The following is a 25,586-nucleotide window of genomic DNA, read 5'->3' on the forward strand; positions in this document are numbered from 1 at the left end:
TTTATCAAGAAAAAATAGCTTTACTGTCATTACCACGAAAGTGGTAATCTCATTATTACTTAGATTTAGAAGATTGCCTTTTTCAAGGCAATGACATTAAGCAATTTCAAGAATAAATTTATAAAACATTCAAGCGTTAGCACGCGGCGAAGAAAAATCAAAATATCTAAAATCATATTCTGATATAAGAAATAAAAAACGGCATTAGAAAAATAGCGTTAAGAAAATAAGCGTCGAGCGTAAAGAAAGTTTTGCTGTTTGAAGTTCTGCTTTGTAGAAGCAGAACAAGTTTAAAAACTTTTAGCGAAGACGAATATTTTTAGCGTAATTTTTCGTAAGCCTTGATTTTTCTTTGTTACTTTCTTTGTATCAAGACAAAGAAAGTAAATGCACTATTTTATCAAGAAAAAAAGTAAGTATTACACTCTTGTATCAAGACAAAGAAAGTAAATGCACTGTTTTATCAAGAAAAAAATAGCCTTACTGTCATTACCACGAAATTGGTAATCTCATTAGCACTTAGAAATATGAGATTGCCTTTTTCAAGGCAATGACACTAATTAAAACCTCGTCGCTATCTAATATTTTTTTCTATCCAGTTATTTTTATTAGACCGCTTGGGTATTTAATTAGACTAGATGGTAATAAAATTAGACTATTTATAAATTTAATTAGACAGAATATGAATAAAATTAGACAGTTTAGTAATTTATTTAGACTATTTATGAATTAAATTAGACTGCTTGGTAATTTTATTAGACAGAATGGGTAATTATTTAGACAATTTATGAATAAAATTAGACAGTTTAGTAATAAAATTAGACACTAGTTTAATAAACTTAATTTTTTCATTTTTAAAATGACAGCATATGAAATCAAAATATTTAGAAAACATAGGCAGTTTCCACTTTGGGCAACTGCTTAAAACTTATATTGATAAGCAGAAAGTAGCAAAATCTGCATTGGCGAGAAAAATAAAACGCAAAGATAGCACCATCATTCATTACCAAAACAGTGCATCTATACAGTTAGCCATTGTACACGAACTTAGCTATGCACTAAAACACAATTTCTTTGCCGACATAGCAGCACAATTGCCCAGCACCTATACCAGCAATGTTAGCATAGACAACAGCAAAGACTTACGTATTGCACAACTAGAAAACGAATTAGCAATAAGCAAAGCAAAATACGAAGCCCTAGCAGAAGTAATGAAAGGGAAATAAAACCTCGTTTGCGACACATACAAGAATTATTAGTACATAGCAGTAGCAAACCGACAGAAATATATACGCATGTAAGCACACACAATATTCAAAATATTATATCACCATTTGATACATTATAAATAAAATACTTTATATTTACATAAATAAACGCTACGCAGTAGCGCATATAAACAAGTTATGGGCAACCTTAAAAGACGACATTAACCAAACAGAAAGACAACTTTGAAACAAATTGTAAAACATCTACTGACCATTTTTAGCTTGACAGTTTTAGTGACTTCTTGTAATAAGACAACACCTGCTGGTTTCTGGACAGACTTTCACAAGGAATTAATATTGACAAAAAATAGCGACCAAGGACCTTGGGGCGGACAAAGGGAAATAAACTGGAAAAGTGAAACGGACAATACTTTTACCGACAAAGAATTAGTTGAATTTGCAGATAAAAATGACTGGAAACTTGTAGACAGCATTTCATTTTCAGCAGACACTTTAACCAAAAGCACTTTCTCTAAACTTAAAAGTGACGACTATTCACTTAACATTTTAAATGAAAGTATTCTACCAAAAATTAAATCAAAGGACAGTAAAATATTTATATTTAAAACGACTTGGTTGAATGTTGAACCAGGAAATACTCGTGAGACTTTTGAAAATGGTTTCGCAGTTTTAAATTCAGACAGAACAGAATTGAAAGTTTATCACTTGTGGGGCGAATAATATGCAGACATTTACAAACAGACAGAAAAGAAAGGCTGCCCATAACATCGGTAGCTGTTGCACAACTCGGTTTTTTGGAAGATTAAATTTTCATATCTACAATATCATATTTAATATTAAATAACCTGTATTTTATGGTTTGTATTTCTGCTGTGGTAGTTGGTGGTGGTTTTCATAAAATAAAAAAGTAAAAACAGACTTTTTATCGTGTTTATTTCCATTTTTTGTGCTATCTGCATCGCATTTTCCTTTATTTTATTAGGTTTGGAAAGAAAGCGCATCAGCTTGTGTAGGTTGTAAAAGATTTGGTAATTAAAGTTTTGTGTAATAAATTACATTTGTAAATAAATAATAGCTGGTGCTAAACACGCACAACCAGCGCCAATTTTCAACCGTTATTGGCAATTTTATTCCAACTTCACTTCAAATTCAAAATAAATATTTTACTTTTGTGATAATATCAAATGATAGTATCATAATATGAAGCCACCTTACGAAATAACTTCAGAAATATTAAAATACATTACTTCAATTTCAGAGAAAATTGGCGAGGTAAATGCTAAATACCTCATAAAATCTAACCCTACATTAAGAAAGCAAAATCAAATTAAAACCATTCATTCGTCGCTAAGCATTGAAGGAAACACGCTTACAGAAGAACAAATTACTGCAATTTTAGAAAACAAAAGAGTAATAGGACCAAAAAAAGATATTACAGAAGTAATGAATGCCTTGGAAGTATATAAAAATATAAATAGCCTAAAACCTCATAAAGAAAAAGACTTCTTGAATGCGCATAAATTACTATTACAAAAGTTAATAAAACAACCAGGAAAATATCGAAATCAAAGCGTAGGAATTGTAAAAGGCGCTAAAGTGGAACATATTGCACCGCCTCACGAAAATGTTTCATTTTTGATGAAAAGTTTATTTGAGTATGTAAAGGATAAATCAGAAATAGCACTTATCAAAAGTTGTGTTTTTCACTACGAAATGGAATTTATTCATCCATTTTTAGATGGAAACGGTAGAATGGGAAGATTATGGCAAACGTTGATTCTAATGCAAGATTATCCTGTATTTGAATTTCTTCCTTTCGAAACATTAATTTCTAAAAATCAGGAAGCATATTATAAAGTATTATCTAACGCTGACAAAGAAGGTAAATCAACAAAATTCATTGAATATATGTTGCAAATGATTGACCATTCTTTGGACGAGTTACTTCAAAATTCATCGAAAAAACTATCTGAAAATGATAGAATGCTTTTATTTTTAGAGAACATAGAAAATGATTTCACCCGAAAAAATTACATCGCTTATTTCAAAGATATTTCATCGGCAACAGCAAGTCGTGATTTAAAAAATGCAGTCGAAAAATCATTAATAGAAAAATATGGAGATAAAAATACTTCAACATATCGAAAAAAATAATACTGCTTACAACATGGGTAGCTGTTGCACAACGTGAGTTTTTGAGTGGTAATTTTACATAACTTATATATCATATATTATTGAAAAGGCATAATATTTCAATTAGAAAATAATACAAATTTTAATTGCAACAGATACTAATATTCTTGTCTTTTGGCGTAAATGTTTAACTTTACAATAATTAGTTTATTGTATGCAAGAAGTTCAACCTTACCAACTCAAAAATAAAATAAGAATAGTTACAGCTGCCTCATTATTTGATGGCCATGATGCTGCTATCAATATTATGCGACGCATTATTCAGGCATCTGGTGCAGAAGTAATCCATCTTGGTCATAATCGTTCTGTACAAGAAATTGTAGAGTGTGCCATTGAAGAAGATGCTAATGCAATTGCATTTACATCTTACCAAGGTGGTCATGTTGAATTTTTGAAATACATGTATGATTTATTGAGAGAGAAAGGTTGTGGACATATTAAAATTGTTGGTGGTGGTGGCGGCACTATTTTGCCATCAGAAATTGAAGAATTACATGCTTATGGAATAGATAGAATTTATTCGCCTGATGATGGCAGAGCATTAGGTTTACAAGGCATGATAAATGATTTATTGCAAATTTGTGATTTTCCTACAGGAAAGAATATTGCATTAAATGAAACTTTATTAAAAGAAAAAAATACCCATCAAATTGCGCAGTTAATTTCTGCTGCTGAAAATTTCCCAGAAGAATATGACAAAATTGAATCTCAAATTTTACATCTCACATCTCACATCTCAACACCTATTCTTGGAATAACAGGAACAGGAGGTGCAGGAAAATCTTCATTGACAGATGAATTAGTTCGTAGATTTTTATTGGATTTTCCAAATAAATCTATTGCTATTATTTCTGTTGACCCAAGTAGAAGAAAAACTGGTGGCGCATTATTAGGCGATAGAATACGCATGAATTCTATCAATAATGCTCATGTGTATATGCGCTCTATGGCAACACGACAAACCAATGCATCTATCTCTAAAAATATCACAGATGCATTAGCTATTTTAAAAGCAGCCAACTATGATTTAATAATTATAGAAACTTCTGGAATTGGACAAAGTGGAACAGAAATAGTTGATATTGCAAATACGTTCTTATATGTGATGACGCCAGAATTTGGTGCAGCTTCTCAGCTTGAAAAAATTGATATGTTGGATTTTGCTGATGTAGTAGCAATCAATAAATTTGATAAACGTGGTGCACAAGATGCATTGCGTGATGTAAAAAAACAATATCAACGCAATAGAAATTTATGGAATATTGATCCAGAACAAATGCCTGTGTATGGTAGCATTGCTTCGCAATTCAATGATCCAGGTACAAATGAATTATATAAAGCAGTAATTCAGAAAGTAATAGAAAAATCTAATTTAGATTGGCAATCAACTATAAATTTACGCACAGGTAATTCTGAAAAAATTTATATCATTCCACCAAATCGTGTTCGTTATTTATCTGATATTACCAAAACAAATAGAGATTACGATACTTGGGTAAAAGAACAAGCAGAAGTTGCGCAAGATTTATATGCGTTGGAAAGAGTAAAGTCAATGGTCAACGGTCAAGAGTCAACTAAATCTAAAGAATCGGTGGACAATGGTTTGTCAACTGTGGACTCGATTATTGAAAACAAGCGATTAAAATTGCATCCAGAATGTCAACAAATATTAGATACTTGGAACGAGAAGAAAGCAAATTACAACAATGAATTTTACGTATTTAAAGTACGTGATAAGGAAATCAAAATCAAAACACACACAACTTCTTTATCGCATTTACAAATACCAAAAGTTTGTTTACCTAACTACACTGCGTATGGCGATATTTTAAAATGGACTTTGCAAGAAAATGTTCCAGGTGAATTTCCATATACAGCTGGTGTTTTCCCATTTAAAAGAGAAGGTGAAGATCCAACACGTATGTTTGCTGGCGAAGGTGGACCAGAAAGAACCAACAAACGTTTCCATTACGTATCATTAGGTTTGCCAGCAAAAAGACTTTCTACAGCCTTTGATAGTGTAACATTATATGGAGAAGATCCAGCGATTCGTCCAGATATATATGGTAAGATAGGCAATTCAGGTGTTTCTATTTGCACTTTAGATGATGCAAAAAAATTGTATTCTGGTTTTGATTTGTGTTCGCCAAATACATCTGTTTCTATGACTATTAATGGACCAGCTGCAACTATTTGCGCTTTCTTTATGAATGCAGCCATCGACCAAGAGTGTGAAAAATATATCAAACAAAATAATTTAGTAGATGAAGTCAATAAAAAAATTGATGCCATTTATAAAAGCAAAAATGCGAAAAGACCAAGCTACAATGGTGCTTTGCCAGAAGGTAATGATGGTTTAGGCTTATTGTTATTAGGTGTTACTGGCGACCAAGTATTAGACAAAGAAGTGTACGAAAAGATTAAAACGTATGCATTATCGCAAGTGCGAGGCACCGTACAAGCTGATATTTTAAAAGAAGACCAAGCTCAAAATACTTGTATTTTCTCTACAGAGTTTTCTTTAAAAATAATGGGCGATGTACAAGAATATTTTGTGCAACATAATGTACGCAATTTTTATTCTGTTTCTATAAGTGGTTATCATATTGCAGAAGCTGGAGCCAATCCTATTTCCCAATTAGCATTTACTTTATCTAATGGTTTCTCTTTTGTAGAATACTATTTATCACGTGGAATGCACATTGATGATTTTGCACCAAACTTATCTTTTTTCTTTAGCAATGGTATCGACCCAGAATATGCAGTAATTGGCCGTGTTGCCAGAAAAATATGGGCAAAAGCGATGAAGTATTTATACAAAGGAAATGATAGAAGTCAGAAATTAAAATACCATATTCAAACATCAGGAAGAAGTTTGCATGCACAAGAAATTGATTTCAACGACATCAGAACAACTTTACAAGCATTGTATGCAATTTATGATAATTGTAATTCGCTACATACTAATGCGTATGATGAAGCAATCACAACACCAACAGAAGAAAGTGTGCGTAGAGCGATGGCTATTCAATTAATTATTAATAAAGAATTAGGTTTAGCAAAAAATGAAAATCCTTTGCAAGGCGCTTTTATTATTGAAGAATTGACCGATTTAGTAGAAGAAGCTGTGTATGCAGAATTTGATAGAATTACAGAACGTGGTGGTGTTTTAGGTGCCATGGAAACCATGTATCAACGTAGTAAAATACAAGAAGAAAGTATGTATTATGAAATGAAAAAACATACTGGCGAATTGCCATTAATTGGTGTCAATACTTTCTTGTCATCAAAAGGTTCGCCTACTATTTTGCCCATGGAAGTAATACGCAGTACCACCGAAGAGAAAGATTTGCAAATTGCAAACTTACAAGCTTTGCAAGAAAGAAATAAAACTGAAGCAGAACACTATATACAACTACTACAAAACGCTGCTTTAGAAAACAAAAATCTATTTGATGTATTGATGGAAACCGTTAAGTTTTGCAGCTTAGGACAAATTACCAACGCACTATTTAAAGTTGGCGGACAGTATAGAAGAAATATGTAATAGTTTTGAAATTGGTATTTATATTTGCATATAAAATAAAAATATATTCTAACAATTATGGAAAAAATTACCATTCAAGCAACAATAGCTGCAGATATACAAAAAGTTTGGAACTATTATACAGAACCAGCACATATTACACAGTGGAATTTTGCTACTGATGATTGGCAATGTCCGAGCGCAAGTAATGATATGAAAGTTGGCGGAAAATACATTGCAAGAATGGAAGCCAAAGATGGAAGCTTTGGATTTGACTTTGAAGCAACGTACAATGCAATTGTAGAGAAAGAATACTTTTCGTATACAATGCCAGATAGCAGAACTGTTGCAGTAACATTCAATGCACTACCAAATAATACCACATCTATTGATATTATTTTTGATGCAGAAACAAGCAACCCAATAGAAATACAACGCGATGGTTGGCTAGCGATTCTCAATAATTTCAAAAATTATACTGAACATAATTAGCAATTATACTATTCTCATTCTTAATAATTATCATTAATCAGATTTATTAATATGCTATGGTATTTATTCAATAGCTGATGCAATGCATCTTCTTGAGAAATATTAGACTGAATTAAAAATACAGGCAATACTAATTGTATTTTATTTATTCATATTGTATATTATAGGCAAATTATAATTATTACTTATAATAGTTTAAAAATTTAATTAGTTTTATAGTATTTTGCTATAATTATTTAAAAATAATCAAACTATTTTTTTAGATTTTAAATATTTAATCATGTTATTGCAAAAATAATTTAATTTTAATTCTACATTATTAGTTTTCAAAAACATATATTTATTAAAAAAAAGCAGTAAGTTGAGCAATAATTATGTTATTCGAGAATTATAAAATAAAAACAAATTTTTGGGATGAGATGTCTATGTCTGATGGCAATGTTCGTGAACATTACCAAAGCTTACTGAATAAGCTAAACAGCATCGATACAAATGAGCTGAACAAAAAAGAGGAAATTGCTAAACTTCTGTTTATGAACAGAGGCATTACCTTTACTGTTTACTCAGGTAATGAGGAAGGTATTGAGCGCATTTTCCCTTTTGACATTATTCCAAGAATAATTACTTCTACTGAATGGGATTATATTTCAAAAGGTGTAGAACAAAGAATGAGAGCGCTCAACTTATTTCTCCACGATATTTATCATGAGCAAAATTGCTTAAGAGATGGCCTTATTCCTGCAGAACTCATTGCATCATGTCCACATTACAACAGAGAAGTTTTTGGCATTAATGTACCACATAATATTTATGTACATATTGCAGGTATTGATTTAGTTAGAGATGCTGATGGCACATACTATGTATTAGAAGATAATTTACGCACACCATCTGGCGTTTCTTACATGATGGAAAACCGAGATGTAACAAAGGCAATTTTTCCTGAGTTAATGAATAAATACAAAGTACGTCATGTTAGCAATTATCCTTTAGAATTACAAAAGATATTAGTTTCATTATCGCCAAATCAAACACAAAATCCTTGTATCGTTATTTTAACACCAGGTATCTTTAATTCTGCCTATTACGAACATACATTTTTAGCAAGATACATGGGCGTAGATTTGGTTGAAGGCAGAGACCTTGTTGTAGAAAACCATAAAGTATACATGAAAACTACTCATGGATTAAAAAGAGTAGATGTTATATATCGTAGAGTAGATGATGAGTTTTTAGATCCATTAGCATTCCGACCAGATAGTATTTTGGGAGTGCCTGGCTTGTTGTCTGCCTACAGAAATGGCAATGTATCTATTGTTAATGCATTGGGCAACGGCGTAGCTGATGATAAAGCAGTATATGCTTATGTGCCAAAAATGATACAATATTATTTGAATGAAGAACCAATTTTAAAAAATGTTCCAACTTATATGATGGAAGATACAGAACAACGTAACTTTGTATTTGAGAACATGAATAAAATGGTGATTAAAAAAACAAATGACAGTGGTGGATATGGTATGCTAATGGGAACAACTGCATCTGATGAAGAGATAGCAAAATTTAAGATAGCCATTAATGCAGACCCAAGATCATTCATTGCACAGCCAACATTAAATTTATCTACTGTACCTTGTTATATTAATGGCGAACTTACGCCACGACATGTCGATTTGCGACCATATGCATTATTTGGACCAGATGGATTCAAATTAGTACCTGGAGGTTTAACTAGAGTTGCGCTAAAAGAAGGCTCACTTGTTGTCAATTCATCACAAGGTGGTGGAAGTAAAGACACATGGATAGTAGATTAATATAATATAAAATAGAATTATATGTTAAGTAGAATTGCGGATTCTTTATTTTGGATGAATCGTTATATGGAACGAGCTGAAGGTATGTTACGTATCCTAAAAATAAATTATGCTACATCCCTAGATAGTAATGCAGATGAAGTATATGATTGGTATCCTGTTTTGAATATATTTTCGATGTTGGAAGAAGAACAAATGAATGCAATAAGATACCAAACACAAGATGTATTGCAATATGTAATAGCTGATAAAAACAACCAAAATTCAATTAGGACAATTATTACAAAAGCAAGAGAAAATGCACGTGGCTTACAAGACCAAATTACCAAAGAACTTTGGGAAAGTATAAACGAATATTATCTAAAATTTAGTTCTAATAAAATAGATAATCTCTTAGCTACAAACAGACAATCTTATGCCATTAGCTCACTTATAGACCAAAGCTTATTTTATTATGGTGTGGCTGAAGTTACAATGCCACGTGGCGAAGGATGGAACTTCATGGGTATTGGAAAAAATATAGAACGTGCTATGCAGACAGCAGACATAGTTGATATGAGCTTTCATGACATTAATTATGATTTAAACAATCCGATGGATATATCATATTGGAAGAATTTATCGATGTCATTATCTGGATATGAGTTTTATTTAAAAACCTACCCAACTGGCTTGCAAACACAAAATGTAATAGACCTAATTCTGATGAATACTAATTTCCCACGCTCAATATTCTATTCTGTAAAGAAAATTAGTTATATTATGGAAAAACTAGCTCAACAGAATGTGAAAGAAGAAAAAGCATTATTACATAAAATTGGACGACTAAAAAGTCATATTGAATACACAGACCTAAATTCTATACAAAGAATAGGATTAAATAATTTTTTAGAAGAAATTAGAGGAGAGATATACGAGTTTAATTATAACTTTAGTAAATATTATTTTGCTTATCGCTAAACTAACTACCAACTATGTCTATTTATAAAATACATCACATCACTAAATATTTGTACGACAGCGAAGTATTTGAAAGTGCTAACCAAATAAAGATCTTTCCTTTTCCAAAAGAAGGGCAAGATATTATGAGTCAAGAAATAAAAATTACAGGTGACCCTATCTTGAATAAATTCTTTGACTATTGGGGAAATGGTACTGCATTCTTTACATTAAATCCAGCGCATAAGGAATTAGTTATAGATAGTAGATTAATTGTAAGTGCAATTGGTAAAGAAATAGATGAATCTGTTTCTACTCTTGATGATTGGCAAGAATTGCCTAATTTAATTCAAAAAAGACATTTTGTTATTAGATTATTCTAGTTGTGAAAAAATAGAACATCAAGAGATTGTAGATGATTTAATCAATGAACTTGAACTAAGGAAATTAACACCAATTCAAGCAGCAAACAAAGCCAATCAATACATTTATGAAAATTATAAGTATGTAAAAGGCATTACAACTATAGAAACCACAGTAGATGAAATTATACAACTAAAATCTGGTGTATGTCAAGATTTTGCACATTTGCTATTGCACATATTGCGTTCGCTAGGCTTGCCTGCACGCTATGTAAGTGGATACATTTGCCCAAATAGAAGTGGTATGCGTGGCGAAGGTGCAACTCATGCTTGGGTAGATGTTTATATACCAAATTTAGGTTGGATAGGAATTGACCCAACCAATAATTGTTATGCCAATATCAATCATATTCAATTGGCAGTTGGTAGAGATTTTACGGATTGCACACCAATAAAAGGTGTTTTTAAAGGCTCTGCAAAACAAAATTTATTGGTATACGTTTCTGTAGGCTACGAAGATGGACATATATTTGAAGAAACCAATACTGTACAAATGCAAAAAGAACAAACAATTGTAGCAGCAAATATTATACTAGAACAACACCAACAACAGCAATAGATAAATAATTAAAAATAAAAATGCCATTATACTTTTGTGTTTATTAAAAAACTCTTTAGTATAAAACACTAAACTATACAATATTTTTATTGTTATAAATATAATTAAGCAACAAGTATTACCTAATTTGTAGTTGCAAATCAAAACAAATAAGTTATGATCAATAAAAAAGAAATATTCGACAGTTTAGTAGTTAATCAATATAATATTTACAATAATTTATTTACCAACTTGCCATACGAAAAGATGCAAAACATTGGCATGCTTATTCCAATCTTGTATAATAATAGTCAGCAAGGTTTTACAAATCAACTAACACCACTACAAATTGTAGAAGATTTTTTTAATAGATATACAGACATACACAACGAAGAAGAACAAATAACATTTCTATTTAAAATAATACAATATATAGAAAGACAAGTAGTACTTTTTGATAGCATTGAAGATGCACATTTTAATGAGCTTGTACAACTATACAACAACTCCACATTTCAGGAAATTCTTGCATTCAGCAAAAGCCAACATACAACAGATGAGCTATACCAAAAACTAGCAACATTTAGCGTACGATTAGTATTAACAGCACATCCAACTCAATTTTATCCACCATATGTATTGCACATTATACAAAGTCTGCGAACTGCTGTAACCAACAATCAATTTTCTGCAATAGATGATTTATTGAAACAACTAGGCAAAACATCATTCTTTAATAAAGTAAAACCTACGCCACTGAGCGAAGCTAAAAGCATAATCTACTATTTAGAAAATGTATACTATCATGCAATCATTAACATGAATAATTACATTTATCAAAATCATACAGAAAAAATAAATTACCAATTATTACAACTAGGATTTTGGCCAGGCGGAGACAGAGATGGCAATCCATTTGTTACTGCAAATGTTACCGCAGATGTAACTGAAGAACTAAGAAAAGCCATCAGAAAATGCTACTACAAACATTTAAAAAAACTAAGCGCAAAACTCACATTCTATTTAGTTGATAATATCTTACTAAACCTAAGTAATCAACTATACAAAAGTATGTTCTCTAATGATTATCTATTAACCTACGATGAAATACTACAACCATTGCAAGAAGCAAAAAAAGTATTACTAGACATTCATAATGGATTATTTTTAGATGACTTAGAAGCATTAATCACTGCAGTACACATATTCCAAACACATTTTGCTACATTAGACATAAGGCAAGACAGTAGCATACATAACCAATTGATAGATTTGATTGCAGAAAAATATCAATTATCAACGCAAACATATACAAACTTAGATGACAAACAGAAATACAAACTATTGTTTGATAATGAAATTATTTTAGATGAAAATTTATTTGAAGATGAGGTAATAAAAGATGTCGTTATTAATATCAAACAACTTAAAAATATACAAACAACCAATGGCGAGTTGGCATGCAATAGATATATCATTAGCAACTCCACATCAGCATTAGATGTATTACAAGTATATTCATTTTTTAGATGGTGTAATTATAATATAGATGAAATAAATTTTGACATCATTCCATTGTTTGAAACAATTGAAGGCATGACCAATGCTGCTCCAATTCTTGAAAATTTATTCAAACATAAAATATATAGAAAACACCTACTAAGAAGAAACAACACACAAACCATAATGCTTGGATTCTCTGATGGCACAAAAGACGCAGGTTATCTTAGAGCAAATTGGGATATTTTTAAAACCAAAGAAACACTTACCGCAATAGCCAGAAAATATGATATAAAAATTATATTTTTTGATGGAAGAGGTGGTCCACCAGCACGTGGCGGCGGAAAAACACATCGCTTTTATGCAGCGCAAGGAAAAGACATTGCCAACGATGCCATACAACTAACCATACAAGGACAAACCATTTCTAGTATGTATGGACATGAACAGCAATTTAATTACAACTGCGAACAATTGATAACAGCAGGATTGCACAACGAATTGTTTAATGATGTAAGTCCGAATAAACAACAAAAAAAATTAATGGATGAGTTGGCAACAATGAGTTATAACAAATATGTTGACTTAAAAAATCATCCTAAATTTTTACCTTATCTTGAAAAAATGAGTGCTTTAAAATATTATAACTTAACTAATATTGGAAGCAGACCAGGAAAAAGAGGCAAAACAAAAAAACTTATTTTCTCAGATTTAAGAGCCATAGCTTTTGTAAGCGCATGGAGTTTATTAAAACAAAATGTTCCTGGATATTTTGGTATAGGCACAGCAATTAATACTTTTTATGAAGCTGGACAATTGCACAAGCTACAGTTATTATTCAATCATTTTCCATTTTTCAAAACACTTATATTAAATAGTATGATGTCATTATCAAAATCAAATTTTGAACTTACAGCATATATGAAATCAGACAAAGAATTTGGAGCATTTTGGAAAATATTATATAAAGAATATGAACTGAGCAAACGAATGGTTTTATTAGTAAGTGGCTACTCAGAGCTTATGCAAGAAGAACCAATAAGTAGACTATCAATAGCACAAAGAGAAAAAATTGTATTGCCATTAATTACCATACAGCAATACGCATTACAAAAAATACATGCCAATAGCAAGCACCAATCAGAATATGAAAAGATGGTAATGCGTTCATTGTTTGGCAATATCAACGCCAGCAGAAACTCTGCCTAGAATTTTTAATAAAATTTCTGCGTATTTACTTTTTTTCTTGATAAAAAAAGTAACAAAGAAAAATCAAGGCTTACGAAAAATTACGCTAAAAATATTCGTCTTCGCTAAAAGTTTTTAAACTTGTTCTGTTTCTTCAAAGCAGAACTTCAAACAGCAAAACTTTTTTACGCTCGATGTTACTTTTCTAATACCGTGATAGTCGACAGTCAGTCATGGATTGACGCTTGAACGTTTTATTGCTTTTTTTGATGAAATCGTTTGATGTCATTGCCTTGAAAAAGGCAATCTCATATTTCTAAGTATTTAGGAGATTACCACTTTCATGGTAATGACAGTAAGACTATTTTTTTCTTGATGAAAAAGTGCATTTACTTTCTTTGTCTTGATACAAGAGTGTTACATTTACTTTTTTTCTTGATAAAATAGTGCATTTACTTTCTTTGTCTTGATACAAGAGTGTAATACTTACTTTTTTTCTAGATAAAAAAAGTAACAAAAAAATCAAGGCTTACGAAAAATGACGCTAAAAATATTCGTCTTCGCTAAAAGTTTTTAAACTTGTTCTGCTTCTCTAAAGCAGAACTTCAAACAGCAAAACTTTCTTTACGCTCGACGCTTATTTTCTTAACGCTATTTTTCTAATGCCAATTTCTTTTCTTATCAGAATATGATTTTAGTCGTTTCGATTTTTCTTCGCCACGTGCTGACGCTTGAACGCATGGCGGTCGGCGGTCAGCGGTCGACAGTCAGCTGTGGATTGACGCTTGAATGTTCTTTATGCAAAACTTTCTTTATGCTCGACGCTTATTTTCTTAACGCTATTTTTCTAATGCCGTTTTTTATTTCTCTTTAGATTATGATTTCAGCTGTTTCGATTTTTCTTCGCCGCGTGCTGGCGCATGAACGTTCTTTATGCAAAACTTTCCTTACGCTCGACGCTTATTTTCTTTACGCTATTTTTCTAATGCCGTAATCGTCGACTGTCAGCTGTGGACTAATAATTTGCCATTGTAGAATACCTTAAAATGAAAAAGAGCTGGACATATATCCAACTCTTTTCTTTGTTTTGTGATCGCGGCACGATTCGAACGTGCGACCAACTGCTTAGAAGGCAGTTGCTCTATCCCCTGAGCTACGCGACCATCACCCAATTAGGTCGGCAAATATATTGCGTTTTTTATAAATTTCCTATTTTTGTTTATTAAAAAATTATGTTGAATCAAGAAATACAAATAGAAGATACATGGAAACAAGTTTTAGCAGATGAATTTGAAAAGTCTTATTTTCAAGAACTGAAGCAATTTTTGTTGACAGAAAGTGCGGCACAGAAGACTATCTTTCCTAAAGGTAATCTTATCTTTAATGCTTATAACACTACACCTTTCGACAAAGTAAAGGTGGTTATTATTGGTCAAGATCCGTACCATGGCATCGGGCAAGCACATGGTTTGTGTTTCTCGGTACAGTATGGTGTGGCAGTGCCTCCAAGTCTGAAAAATATATACAAAGAAATTAAAAATAATTATCCTGATTTCGAGGTTCCAACGCATGGTTGTTTGCAAGAATGGGCTGCACAAGGTGTTTTTTTATTAAATTCCATACTTACTGTAGAAGCTAATAAGCCTGCATCGCACCAAAAACGTGGATGGGAAAACTTTACTGATGCAAGTATCGAAGCATTATCAAAAAATAAAACTGGTCTTGTTTTTTTGCTCTGGGGAAATTTTGCTCAGCAGAAAGCATCGTTAATTGATGAACAAAAGCATTATATTTTAAAAGCTGCGCATCCTTCTCCTTTCTCTGCATATAATGGTTTTTTTTGGTGTCAACATTTTATTAAAACAAATGAATTGTTGCTAAAACAACAGTTGGAGCCAATAAATTGGCAACTACAAGCATATGAACAAAGATTATTTTAACAACAATTATCTAGATAAGAATAGATATAAGTAGTCTTATGCTTAAATTTGCAACTCAAAAAAGTAAATTAGTATGTACAGTATCTTTGGTCTTATTGCAAGTATTTATGGTATGCTTGCTGTAGCATTTGGTGCTTTTGGTGCACATGCACTAAAAACGAAACTAGATGTGTACCAACATCAAATTTATGATAAAGCTGTACACTATCAGTTTTTTCACATAGCAGCATTGTTATGTGTTTTTATCTTATCAAAATTCTTTCCTTCAAGAGCTTTGTATTTATCTGGTTGGTTTTTTGTGGCAGGCATATTTTTGTTTAGTGGCTCTTTGTATGTGCTTGCTACTCGACAGCTTCTAGGTATAGAACAAATTTCAAAGATTGTTGGTCCACTTACACCACTAGGTGGTTTATCATTCATCATTGGTTGGATATTTTTATTTATATCAATTTCTAAAGTAAAATAATTTATGTACAAGATTTACATTACTGTAATAAGCATCTTGTTTATTATGGCATTACAAGCGCAACCTGCAAATTTTAATGTAGCTAACGCGCCAGCAATTGGCAAAATAAGCGGAAAGGTGGTAGATGCTAAAACGAATGAGCCTTTGGCATATTCATCATTATACATAGAAAGTTTAATGGACTCTACACTAAACTATGCAACATTGATAGATGATGCTGGTAACTTTGAGCTTACTCAAATAAAAATTGGTGCGTACAAATTAGTTATCAGTTTTTTAGGTTATAAAGATTATGTAATTGAAAAGCTACTTATTATTCCTCCTGATAAAATAGATCAAAAATTAGGTACGCTAAAAGTAGAAGAAGATTCTAAAGTATTGGAAGAAGTAAAAATTGTAGCTGAAAAATCTGTGATGCAATTGCAAGCAGACAAAAAGGTATTTAATGTAGATAAAAGTGCTTTGAGTGCTGGTGGTACTGCCACAGATGCGTTGAAACAAATACCTACTGTAGATGTAGACTATCAAGGAAATGTATCGTTGCGTGGCTCTAGCAATATGCAGATATTTATTAATGGCAAGCCAAGTGGCATAACTGGCGCAAACAAACAAGCTGTATTAGATGCAATTCCTGCAAATGCAATTGAGAGCATTGAAATCCTAAACAATCCAAATGCAAAATTTGATGCAGAAGGCGAAGCTGGCATCATTAATATAGTATTGAAAAAAAACTACCAAAGTGGCTTGAATGGTAATGTTACGGTTGGCTATGGTACTAAATATAAAACTAATTTTGGTGTGCTACTAAACTTTAAAAAGAATAAAATAAATTTTACTGTTGCATATAATTTTAGATTTAATGAAACTTATTGGAGTGGATATAATTTGAGAAAAAATATTTATAATGACACTTCAGCTTACTATTTGAATACAAATGATAACGGAAGACAAAAGCATGGCTATAATAATACTGCAAATATTAATGTGGATTATGATATTAGTGACAATAATTCTATAAGCTTTGGCGTTTTATTTGGAAGCAATATTAGAAAAAACAATAGCACAACGTATTATAATTTCTTAGATAATAGTGGTGAACTGTATAATTACTTTGAACGCTATGAAAATGGCAAAGAAAATGATTGGAATACAGATGCTAATATTTATTATACCAAGAAATTTAAGACTAAAAACCAGAACTTAGTAGTATCTAGCAATTATTCGTATGCTAATCAATCTGACAAACCTCAATATCAACAACAAAGTTTTTTTACTGATAAATCTATCAATCCATTAATACCAAGAATAATTGAAAATAATATTCAAAAAGGATTAACACATATTTTTCAATTTCAGACAGACTATACACATCCATTTGAAAAAAGCAAAACCCAGTTAGAAGTTGGTGCTAAAACAACGTATAGAAACATTACTAATGATTTCTATGCAGATAGCTTAAATAGAATTACAAACATTTATGAAAAGAACCAAGGCTTAATCAATAATTTTAATTTTGTAGAAAATATAAATGCTGCTTATGGTGTATTTAGTGGCGCTTACAAAAAGTTTTCTTACAAAACTGGATTAAGAATGGAGCAAAGCAATATTTATGGGAAGCAACAAGTTGGTGATTTAAATTTCGAGAGACATTATGTAGATTTTTTCCCATCTGTTTTCTTAGCTCAAGAGTTTAAGAAAAATCATAAATTGCAATTACAATACAGAAGAAGTATTAATAGACCAAATACTGAAGCACTTAATCCATTTGGTAGCCAATCAGATCCATACAATATCAGAATTGGAAATCCTGCTATACAGCCAGTTTATACTAATGCTTTAGAACTAAGCTATGTAAAAAATTTTAAAAACATATTTCTTACAACTACAGTTTATTATCGCCAATCAAAAAATCCTTACACAAGATATAGAAACGTAGATAGCAATGGCGTATCTATACTCTATTTTGGTAATTTAGACATAGGTAGAAATATTGGTACTGAAATTATTTTAAGAGCGCAAATTACAAAATGGTGGAGCGTAATGGCTAATCCAAATCTATTCTACAATGCATTAATTGGTACTATACCAAATGGCGAAGTAGACCAGAATGCAAATAACTTTACTTGGAATATACGTGTAATGAATAGCTTTAAAGTATGGAAAAATGCAGACATACAATTGATGTGGTTCTATCGTGGAAAAGTTAAATTCTTACAAGGAGAATTGCAGCCATTTACTTTTGTCAATCTTGGCTTTAAGAAAGATTTCCTTAAGGATAATAAAGCAAGTATTGCTATTAATATTTCAGATATTTTTCATATTCAAAACTTCAGAGTAACCAGCAGTGGAAGCAATTTTGATGGCAGTGTAAAAAGAATGTGGGAAAGTACCATTGCAAATATTGTGTTTACTTACAAATTTGGTAAAGATGTAAAACCAAGTACTACCAAAAAGAAAGAAGATAACGCAAGTGGTGTAGATGGTGGTGGTTTTTAAAAAACATATCATTGTTTTTGGTTAATTGTTTTTTTATTGTTAACTTCGGTTAAAATAATCAATAAATGAAAAAAGTATTCTCTAAAATTTCAATAGTATTGTTGAGTGCAATGCTATTCTTTTCGTGTAGCAAAACTGATGTTACGAGCGACGAAACACTAGAAGAAAAATCTCTAACGATGCTTCTTTAAGAAAAGCAATTGACAAAGCTGTAGATTTCTACACAGGTGTTTCTAGAACTTACATCAATAATCCTAATTTGAATAATGAATTAGAAACATTAGCTACAAAAATTAATAACAAAACAGCAACTGCTGCAGATTATGATAAAGTAGAACAAATTGTTGGTGTACCTTATGATGAGTTTATTGTAAAAGTTAGAGATTTTGCTTTAGCACTTAATGATTTGAACAAAGCTTATCCAGAATTATCAAAAATGAAACAAGCTGATGTACAAGCTACATTAACTAAGGCTATTGAATTAAATCCAGAATTAAAAAATAGCTTAGGCAACAGTCTAGTAATTAATGGTAGAACAGAAGCATGTCCACTTAGAGATATTTGCAACTTAGCTGTTACACTTACAAAATTATTTGCTGGTGATGCAATTTGTTTAGCAATAAATGTAACAACAGTTCCAGTTGTTGGTGGATTATTATGTTCATTGGTATTAAATATTGGCGCAGGATTGCTTACTGCAATTTGCAATGCATTACCTTGCTAATAAATATTATTCTTATTTCATAAAAAAAAGTCAATGCATACGCATTGGCTTTTTTTTATATATCCATCAATACATCAAAGCTCCAAACCTCTGCTTTTGCAGCAAACCAAGGTTTTACTGTTTTCCAGAAAACACCAAAAAAAGCTGAATCTCTGTAGTTATTCAAATCTGTTTCGGCATCCCAAATACTATAAGTAAAAAATATATTTGGTTGATGGATATCTTGCCACACTTGTAGTTTATGGCATCCTGGCTGGTTTCTAATTGTATTGCAAACCGTATCAAAATACGTTTTAAATGTATCCACTTGTTCTGGTTGCATCGTTAGTTTTACAATTCTAGTTATCATACTCAATGTAGTAGTTCGTAGTTATAATTTATTTTATCCAAATTTTTAGTGCATCGTGCAATCCTAGTCCTAGCAACTGTGAGGCATTACCACAATGTATACTTATTTCCAACAATCCTATGGAATTAAATCTTCCAATTGCATAGCCTTGAGGAACATCAGCATAGTTCTTTACTATTTTTTTAATGAATTCATTTTTTCTATACTCAACAACAATATTATCTATGTTTATATTGTACCTATTTATATCATCATTGCTAATATTGGTAATAATGTTCCCAAAATTATCTATATGAATTATTCTTCCATTGATGCTATCTGGCTCTAGCACTGGCAATATATTTCGTTTCTCTACATAGTTATTAGTAACCACACCAATACTTCCAATATTTTGATTAAATATAATTTCTTTAACTACTCTACAGTAATAATCTTCTAAGTTTTTTAAATTCGCTTGTTTAATATCTACTTCAACAATCAAATCTGGTTTAGAATCTAATGCTAATGATAATACACCATTATCTGGTGCAATGAAAAATAATTTTGGTATTTGGCAGCTAATATTTTTTGGTTTTCAATACCTTGTTCATATACTCTTACTATATGTATTGTGTTTTTTGGAAAATGTTGGTACACATTCTTTAGAAAGAATGCAGCCGTATTTATATCATATGGTGGAATACTGTGCGATATATCTACAATATTAGCAGATGGGCAGGCAGTTAGTAAATCTCCTTTAAATATACTAACATAATAATCTTTATCGCCAAAATCTGTTAATAATGTAATTACCGCCATTAAGAAAAATAAATTATTTTCAAGTACTAAATTATGAATATTTGAGCGAATTAACAATTAAATTAGAAAGTATCGATCCGATAGAATTCTTGGGATTTAATAATGCAAAATTTAAGGTACTAAAAAAAGCATTTAACAAATTAAATATTGTTGCACGAGGCAATAAAATTATTGCTATTGGCAATCAAGAAGATCTTGATGAATTTAATGATAAAATAAAATTATTAATTCAATATGTAGAAAAGTTTGGTAAAATATCTGAGCAACATATTGAAGAAATTCTTCAAGGCGAAAATCCATATGAAACTTATTTTCCTGAGTTTAAAGACAATGTATTAGTGCATGGCAATAATGGATTGCTAGTAAAAGCTAGAACCAAGAATCAGCAAGAGTTAGTTAACCTATCTACAGATAATGATATTGTGTTTGCTGTTGGTCCTGCTGGAACAGGAAAAACATACACAGCAGTGGCATTGGCTGTGCGTGCATTAAAAAACAAAACAGTAAAGAAAATTATTTTAACAAGACCAGCAGTAGAAGCTGGAGAAAATCTTGGTTTCTTGCCTGGAGATTTGAAAGAAAAAATAGATCCATATTTGCGTCCATTATATGATGCTCTTGATGATATGATTCCGCCTGATAAGCTAGCATATTATATGCAAAATAGAATTATCGAAGTGGCACCATTAGCATATATGCGTGGCAGAACATTAGACCATGCTTTTATGATTTTGGATGAGGCACAAAATGCAACTTTATTACAACTAAAGATGTTTCTTACTAGAATTGGTCCTTCTGCAAAATGTATTATTACTGGCGATTTGAGTCAGATAGATTTGCCACGAAACCAACAGTCTGGATTGAAAAATACAATGCGTATTGTGAACAACATTAACGGAATTGGAATTATACACTTGAATGAGGAAGATGTTGTAAGACATAGATTAGTGAAAGCTATCATTAAAGCATTTGACAAAGAAAAAGAAAGACAAGAAGCTGAGAAGAATGCCGAAAATCAGAAATAAATACACTTTATGAGTGACTGCATCTAGAAATTATAAAAGATGGAGTATTTTGATTAATTCAACGTTACTTACTACTTACAATATATACATGCACAATAGCTAGTTCTTCTTTGGTATAGTTGGAGAATTTCTGATTTAGTTTAAGACCATTGAGCAATGTTGCATCATAATCCCAAATTTTTGTATCTATAATAGAAATATTATTCTGATGGTACATTTTTAAATATTCTTTGTATCTCAATCTACTTTGTGGTAATATTTCATTGTCTATAGCATGCCAAAACTTATCGCTAAATTTTAAGAAATTATATACATTGATATTTTTATCAAAATGTGCGAAATGGTCAGTCATATCAATAAAGTGTGACATGATTCCTTTTGGTTTCAATATTCGTTGAAACTCTACCAATATTGGCTCTAAAATTTCTGGATAGATATGTTCAAATGTATTGTTTGATGTAATGAAATCAAATGTATCATTGGCATATTGTGTTTTTCTTGCATCAGCAATATATATTTGTGTTTTAAATGCTTGCAATGCATCTGCTGTAGATGAAAAATGATTAATTTTTTCTTTAATATCCAACAAATGCTGCCATCTACTTTCATCTATGTGAAGAAATTTTTCTGGATATTTATTTCTATGTTGAATAAAAAAATCTAAGCATTCAGCTATTCTATCCAATGTCATAAAATTTACAACATCAATGGATACAATATCGTTGGCACCATGCAAAAAATAGAATATTGGAACAATAGGAAATTGACCTGTGCCCAATTCCATTATTTTTATTTCAGAAAGTTGTTTGTCATTATGTTTTTTGAAATATTGTAAGTGATCTGTGGCATGCAAAATTTTATTGCTAAATTTTTCATCATTGAGTTTGTCTTTTCCTGTAATGTATTTTGAAAAACTCTATTGATTTTTTCAGGATTTTTAGACATAGAAAAACTACGTTGCAATAATGCTTTAACCAACCATTTTCCCATATTTATTTTTTATAGACGATTAACAATGATGCATCTGTGCTACATTTTGTTTGATACATACCTTTGAATAAGTATTGTTTTAAGGATTTGCTTCTATATATTCCACCTTGAAAAATACCTAGGCACCATTTCATTTTTTCAGGTAATATATCTTGATATATGTATGATTCTGCTACAATATTGATACTATATGTCTTATTATCATAGCTACCTGTTACATTTGATTTGCTTGTGTATGTTTTACCATTCTGATGTGTAAATCTTATTTCAATTGTTCCTGCTAGTTTATTATCTGTGGCTGAACTTATATTAATAGTACATGGTAGATAAGTTGCATTATCTGGCTGTGCATAATTTTGAACAATATAACCATTCCAATCTCCAATTAAAATAGGATTTGCAAGGATTAATTTACTAAGAAAAAGTAATGTAAATAGAAATACAATTCTCACTCTATAAAAATAAGCAGATAAAATGTAATAAAAAACACAAATGCTTATATAAAATTGTGTTCTCTTAACAATATTTATAATTTTCTTTGACTATATCTCTAACAAATAGATATGAAATATTTTGAATTCTATTTAATATACCATATAGTTTCAAAATATTAATACACAACTTCTGATGTTGGAAAGTATTAATTATGATTTTAAAATACTTAATTCTTTTTTTAATCTTTCATTCTCTATTTCTATCAATTTAATATATTTTTCTTTATAGTCATCTGGATGTATATGCAAATTTTCAGTGTTCTTATGACAGTTATTTTGTACTAAATTATTATTGTTAAAGTTAAATATTTGTGATACATCAAACTGTAGAATCTGAGAAATATCAATTTCTAATATTTGTGCTATCTCATTAATTCTTGTGATTGTTAAATCAATCTCTCCTCTCTCTATCTTTGAATAATTACTAAGATCATTTTAAGTTTAGATGACATATATTCTCTTGTAATATCTTTCAGTTCTCTAAACTTCTTGATTGTGTTTCCAATTTCTTGTATTGTCATAATACATGCTTTTTTGTCATAAAAGCAGTAACATAGTTTTATTTATGCAAATAAAGTTACAAATAGAAATACAATCAATGTGATTAATTTCTATTTTTACAAAAAATATATACACGAAAAAAATTATTATACCAGTTGTTATTTAATCCAATTCTTTGGAGGATGTAAAAAAGAAAATAAAATTGATTCAATTAATCAGATTGCTAAAGACTATAAATTAATATTTCACAATGTAGAGTCATTAGATGAGAAAAATTATATCAGATTCAAAGATGCAGAAGAACTAAGAAACTTTCTAGAAATTATTTCCTCAACAGAAGAAATAGCATCGAATAATGTTAAAATAAAAGAATCCAATATCTCTGCGCAAAATGGTAATATTAGAATTAATGACGATCCTTGCCATACTAATGGTTCTTTTTTAGTAAATATTTCCACTACCTTTTATAACAACATGCCTGTTATTCCACTTATACACCCTACCTTAAATGTTTACTTTCAATATAATTATTCAAATGGGAGCTCTAATGTTATTAACAACTCTGTCAATAGTACAGTTACTGGAGGGTTATTTAACTATACAACTTGGGAACAAGGAACTGTTGCTTCAAGCAGCGGTGTAAATGGGAATAATATAAACATTATTATCCAAGGCACTCAGAATTATAATCTTTTCTTAGATGGTCTTGGTACAATATATACTGGAGATGCACTTATCAATATCAATTACAATCCATGTACAGGTGGTTCGAATGTTAGAGTTTATAGACAACATACAAGTGTTGATTAATAATAAAATATATCTTATATTCACAATAAAATCATCGCAATTATGTATATTTTTATTACAAAAGCAAGTATTCTTGATATTTTTGGATTTATTTTTCCATTTTTTTATCTAATCCTAATTCTTGTGTTCATCTTTTTTGCAGTAAAACTATTTATTAGATTATATAAGTATCTTGGAACAAGAATTAGACAATGAATAAATCATATATTCTTTAAGAATGCTTGAATATCTTTAAAACATTGCATGCCTTGTTCGTCAACTTTTGGTGTATTAAAGAATGCATGTATCAATCCTTTGTAATCTTTGTATAATACTACATTGCCTGCTTGTTGTAATTTATCTGCATATGCTTTGCCTTCATCTTTCAATGGATCATACTCTGCTGTAATTACAAATGCTGGTGGCAAGTTCTTAAAATCTTCATTATATATTGGCGAGCATTCTGGCTTCAGTCTATCTTCTGGATTTGGCACATATTTTTTCTGAAACCAAAGAATTGCTTCTTTCGTCAATAGATAACCTTCTTTATATTTTTCTATTGATGCTGATTTAACTTTCCCATCTACCCAAGGATAGACTAATACTTGTGCTGCTAATTTAATTGTTGGATGTGTTTTAAAGTGATGTGCTACACAAGCAGAAATTGTTGCGCCAGCACTATCGCCAGAAACAATTATCTTATTTGGGTCAATGCCTAATTTTTCTGCATGTTGGTGTACATATTCTACAATTTTATAACCATCTTCTTGTGCAGAAGGAAATGTATGCTCTGGTGCCAATCTATAATCAACAGAAATAACAGTACAATTATTCATACCACACAATCTTCTGGTTACATAGTCATGTGAATCTATATTGTAAAAAACATAACCACCACCATGAAAATAAATAATTACTTTCAGATTTTTTTGCTCTGTGTTTTTGTATATCCGAACAGGAATGCCATCAAAAATTGTATTCTCAATATATTTGATTGGTGTTTTGCTATCGTATAGAAAACTTCCGAGCTTAGATAGGTTGATATTTTTCTTTCTTTCTTTGTTAATATCCAAGCCATCAACTTCTCTCATTGGTTGTACATTATTGACAAACCAAAGCATTAATTTTAATTTCCAATTCATTATATTAAAACTAATTAAAAAATCTAATGAT

General features: G+C 30.7%; 22 protein-coding genes and 1 tRNA gene. 16 read left to right on the top strand and 7 right to left on the bottom strand.

Annotated elements, in window-relative coordinates:
• Positions 1-869: 869 nt before the first annotated feature.
• The 10 genes from IPK18_07635 (at position 870) to IPK18_07680 (ending at position 13,862) form a co-directional block, all read left to right on the top strand.
• Positions 870-1,226 carry a hypothetical protein gene (locus IPK18_07635; protein QQR96792.1) on the top strand — a complete coding sequence of 119 codons (357 nt, stop codon included), beginning with the start codon at positions 870-872 and terminating at the stop codon, positions 1,224-1,226.
• A 264-nt stretch (positions 1,227-1,490) separates the two neighbouring features.
• On the top strand, positions 1,491-1,949 hold the full coding sequence (locus IPK18_07640) for a hypothetical protein (protein ID QQR96793.1): 459 nt from the start codon (positions 1,491-1,493) through the stop codon (positions 1,947-1,949).
• 480 nt (positions 1,950-2,429) lie between these two features.
• Positions 2,430-3,383, top strand: coding sequence for a Fic family protein (locus IPK18_07645; protein QQR96794.1), 954 nt, complete (start codon positions 2,430-2,432; stop codon positions 3,381-3,383).
• 193 nt (positions 3,384-3,576) lie between these two features.
• Positions 3,577-6,969 (top strand): methylmalonyl-CoA mutase family protein, encoded by a 3,393-nt coding sequence (locus IPK18_07650; GenBank protein QQR96795.1) that lies wholly within the window; start codon positions 3,577-3,579, stop codon positions 6,967-6,969.
• A gap of 57 nt (positions 6,970-7,026) precedes the next feature.
• Positions 7,027-7,440, top strand: coding sequence for an SRPBCC family protein (locus IPK18_07655; protein ID QQR96796.1), 414 nt, complete (start codon positions 7,027-7,029; stop codon positions 7,438-7,440).
• 374 nt (positions 7,441-7,814) lie between these two features.
• Positions 7,815-9,254: a circularly permuted type 2 ATP-grasp protein gene (locus IPK18_07660; protein ID QQR96797.1), complete on the top strand. Its 1,440-nt coding sequence runs from the start codon at positions 7,815-7,817 to the stop codon at positions 9,252-9,254.
• A 21-nt stretch (positions 9,255-9,275) separates the two neighbouring features.
• The gene (locus IPK18_07665; GenBank protein QQR96798.1) at positions 9,276-10,214 is read left to right on the top strand and encodes an alpha-E domain-containing protein; all 939 of its coding nucleotides are present in this window, start codon (positions 9,276-9,278) and stop codon (positions 10,212-10,214) included.
• Between the two features lie 14 nt (positions 10,215-10,228).
• On the top strand, positions 10,229-10,576 hold the full coding sequence (locus IPK18_07670) for a hypothetical protein (GenBank protein ID QQR96799.1): 348 nt from the start codon (positions 10,229-10,231) through the stop codon (positions 10,574-10,576).
• Positions 10,554-11,174 carry a transglutaminase family protein gene (locus IPK18_07675; GenBank protein ID QQR99311.1) on the top strand — a complete coding sequence of 207 codons (621 nt, stop codon included), beginning with the start codon at positions 10,554-10,556 and terminating at the stop codon, positions 11,172-11,174. The genes IPK18_07670 and IPK18_07675 overlap by 23 nt, the downstream gene beginning before the upstream one ends.
• 156 nt (positions 11,175-11,330) lie before the next feature.
• Complete coding sequence (locus tag IPK18_07680) at positions 11,331-13,862, top strand: phosphoenolpyruvate carboxylase (GenBank protein ID QQR96800.1); 2,532 nt, start codon at positions 11,331-11,333, stop codon at positions 13,860-13,862.
• A 1,069-nt stretch (positions 13,863-14,931) separates the two neighbouring features.
• On the opposite strand, the gene IPK18_07685 is transcribed toward IPK18_07680, so the two are convergent.
• Positions 14,932-15,004: transfer RNA gene (locus tag IPK18_07685), tRNA-Arg, on the bottom strand.
• Positions 15,005-15,073: 69 nt separating this feature from the next.
• Between IPK18_07685 and ung the strand changes: the two genes are divergently transcribed.
• From ung to IPK18_07705, 4 genes are all read left to right on the top strand, one after another.
• Positions 15,074-15,781, top strand: a complete 708-nt coding sequence (gene ung / locus IPK18_07690; protein QQR96801.1) for a uracil-DNA glycosylase — start codon at positions 15,074-15,076, stop codon at positions 15,779-15,781.
• A gap of 73 nt (positions 15,782-15,854) precedes the next feature.
• Positions 15,855-16,247: a DUF423 domain-containing protein gene (locus IPK18_07695; GenBank protein ID QQR96802.1), complete on the top strand. Its 393-nt coding sequence runs from the start codon at positions 15,855-15,857 to the stop codon at positions 16,245-16,247.
• A gap of 45 nt (positions 16,248-16,292) precedes the next feature.
• A complete protein-coding gene (locus tag IPK18_07700) occupies positions 16,293-18,743 on the top strand; it encodes a TonB-dependent receptor (protein ID QQR96803.1) in 2,451 nt (816 codons plus the stop codon).
• A 259-nt stretch (positions 18,744-19,002) separates the two neighbouring features.
• The gene (locus tag IPK18_07705; GenBank protein QQR96804.1) at positions 19,003-19,467 is read left to right on the top strand and encodes a hypothetical protein; all 465 of its coding nucleotides are present in this window, start codon (positions 19,003-19,005) and stop codon (positions 19,465-19,467) included.
• A gap of 55 nt (positions 19,468-19,522) precedes the next feature.
• Here IPK18_07705 and IPK18_07710 read toward each other — a convergent pair whose 3' ends face one another.
• From IPK18_07710 to IPK18_07720, 3 genes are read right to left on the bottom strand one after another with little or no spacing between them, the layout of a single operon-like run.
• Positions 19,523-19,816 carry an antibiotic biosynthesis monooxygenase gene (locus IPK18_07710; protein ID QQR96805.1) on the bottom strand — a complete coding sequence of 98 codons (294 nt, stop codon included), beginning with the start codon at positions 19,814-19,816 and terminating at the stop codon, positions 19,523-19,525.
• A 28-nt stretch (positions 19,817-19,844) separates the two neighbouring features.
• Positions 19,845-20,378 (bottom strand): SAM-dependent chlorinase/fluorinase, encoded by a 534-nt coding sequence (locus IPK18_07715; GenBank protein ID QQR99312.1) that lies wholly within the window; start codon positions 20,376-20,378, stop codon positions 19,845-19,847.
• Positions 20,318-20,614, bottom strand: a complete 297-nt coding sequence (locus IPK18_07720) for an SAM-dependent chlorinase/fluorinase (GenBank protein QQR96806.1) — start codon at positions 20,612-20,614, stop codon at positions 20,318-20,320. Before IPK18_07720 ends, IPK18_07715 begins: the two co-directional genes overlap by 61 nt.
• A gap of 41 nt (positions 20,615-20,655) precedes the next feature.
• On the opposite strand from IPK18_07720, the gene IPK18_07725 reads away from it, so the two are divergent.
• On the top strand, positions 20,656-21,639 hold the full coding sequence (locus tag IPK18_07725; GenBank protein ID QQR96807.1) for a PhoH family protein: 984 nt from the start codon (positions 20,656-20,658) through the stop codon (positions 21,637-21,639).
• Between the two features lie 64 nt (positions 21,640-21,703).
• On the opposite strand, the gene IPK18_07730 is transcribed toward IPK18_07725, so the two are convergent.
• On the bottom strand, positions 21,704-22,492 hold the full coding sequence (locus tag IPK18_07730) for a class I SAM-dependent methyltransferase (protein ID QQR96808.1): 789 nt from the start codon (positions 22,490-22,492) through the stop codon (positions 21,704-21,706).
• Between the two features lie 139 nt (positions 22,493-22,631).
• Entirely contained in the window at positions 22,632-23,081 is a 450-nt protein-coding gene (locus IPK18_07735; protein ID QQR96809.1) for a hypothetical protein, read from the bottom strand.
• A gap of 642 nt (positions 23,082-23,723) precedes the next feature.
• Between IPK18_07735 and IPK18_07740 the strand changes: the two genes are divergently transcribed.
• A complete protein-coding gene (locus IPK18_07740; protein ID QQR96810.1) occupies positions 23,724-24,434 on the top strand; it encodes a hypothetical protein in 711 nt (236 codons plus the stop codon).
• Positions 24,435-24,634: 200 nt separating this feature from the next.
• Here IPK18_07740 and IPK18_07745 read toward each other — a convergent pair whose 3' ends face one another.
• Positions 24,635-25,555, bottom strand: a complete 921-nt coding sequence (locus tag IPK18_07745) for an alpha/beta hydrolase (GenBank protein QQR96811.1) — start codon at positions 25,553-25,555, stop codon at positions 24,635-24,637.
• Positions 25,556-25,586: the final 31 nt, after the last annotated feature.

Source organism: Sphingobacteriales bacterium (assembly GCA_016699615.1).
Classification (GTDB): Bacteria; Bacteroidota; Bacteroidia; order Chitinophagales; family JADIYW01; genus JADJSS01.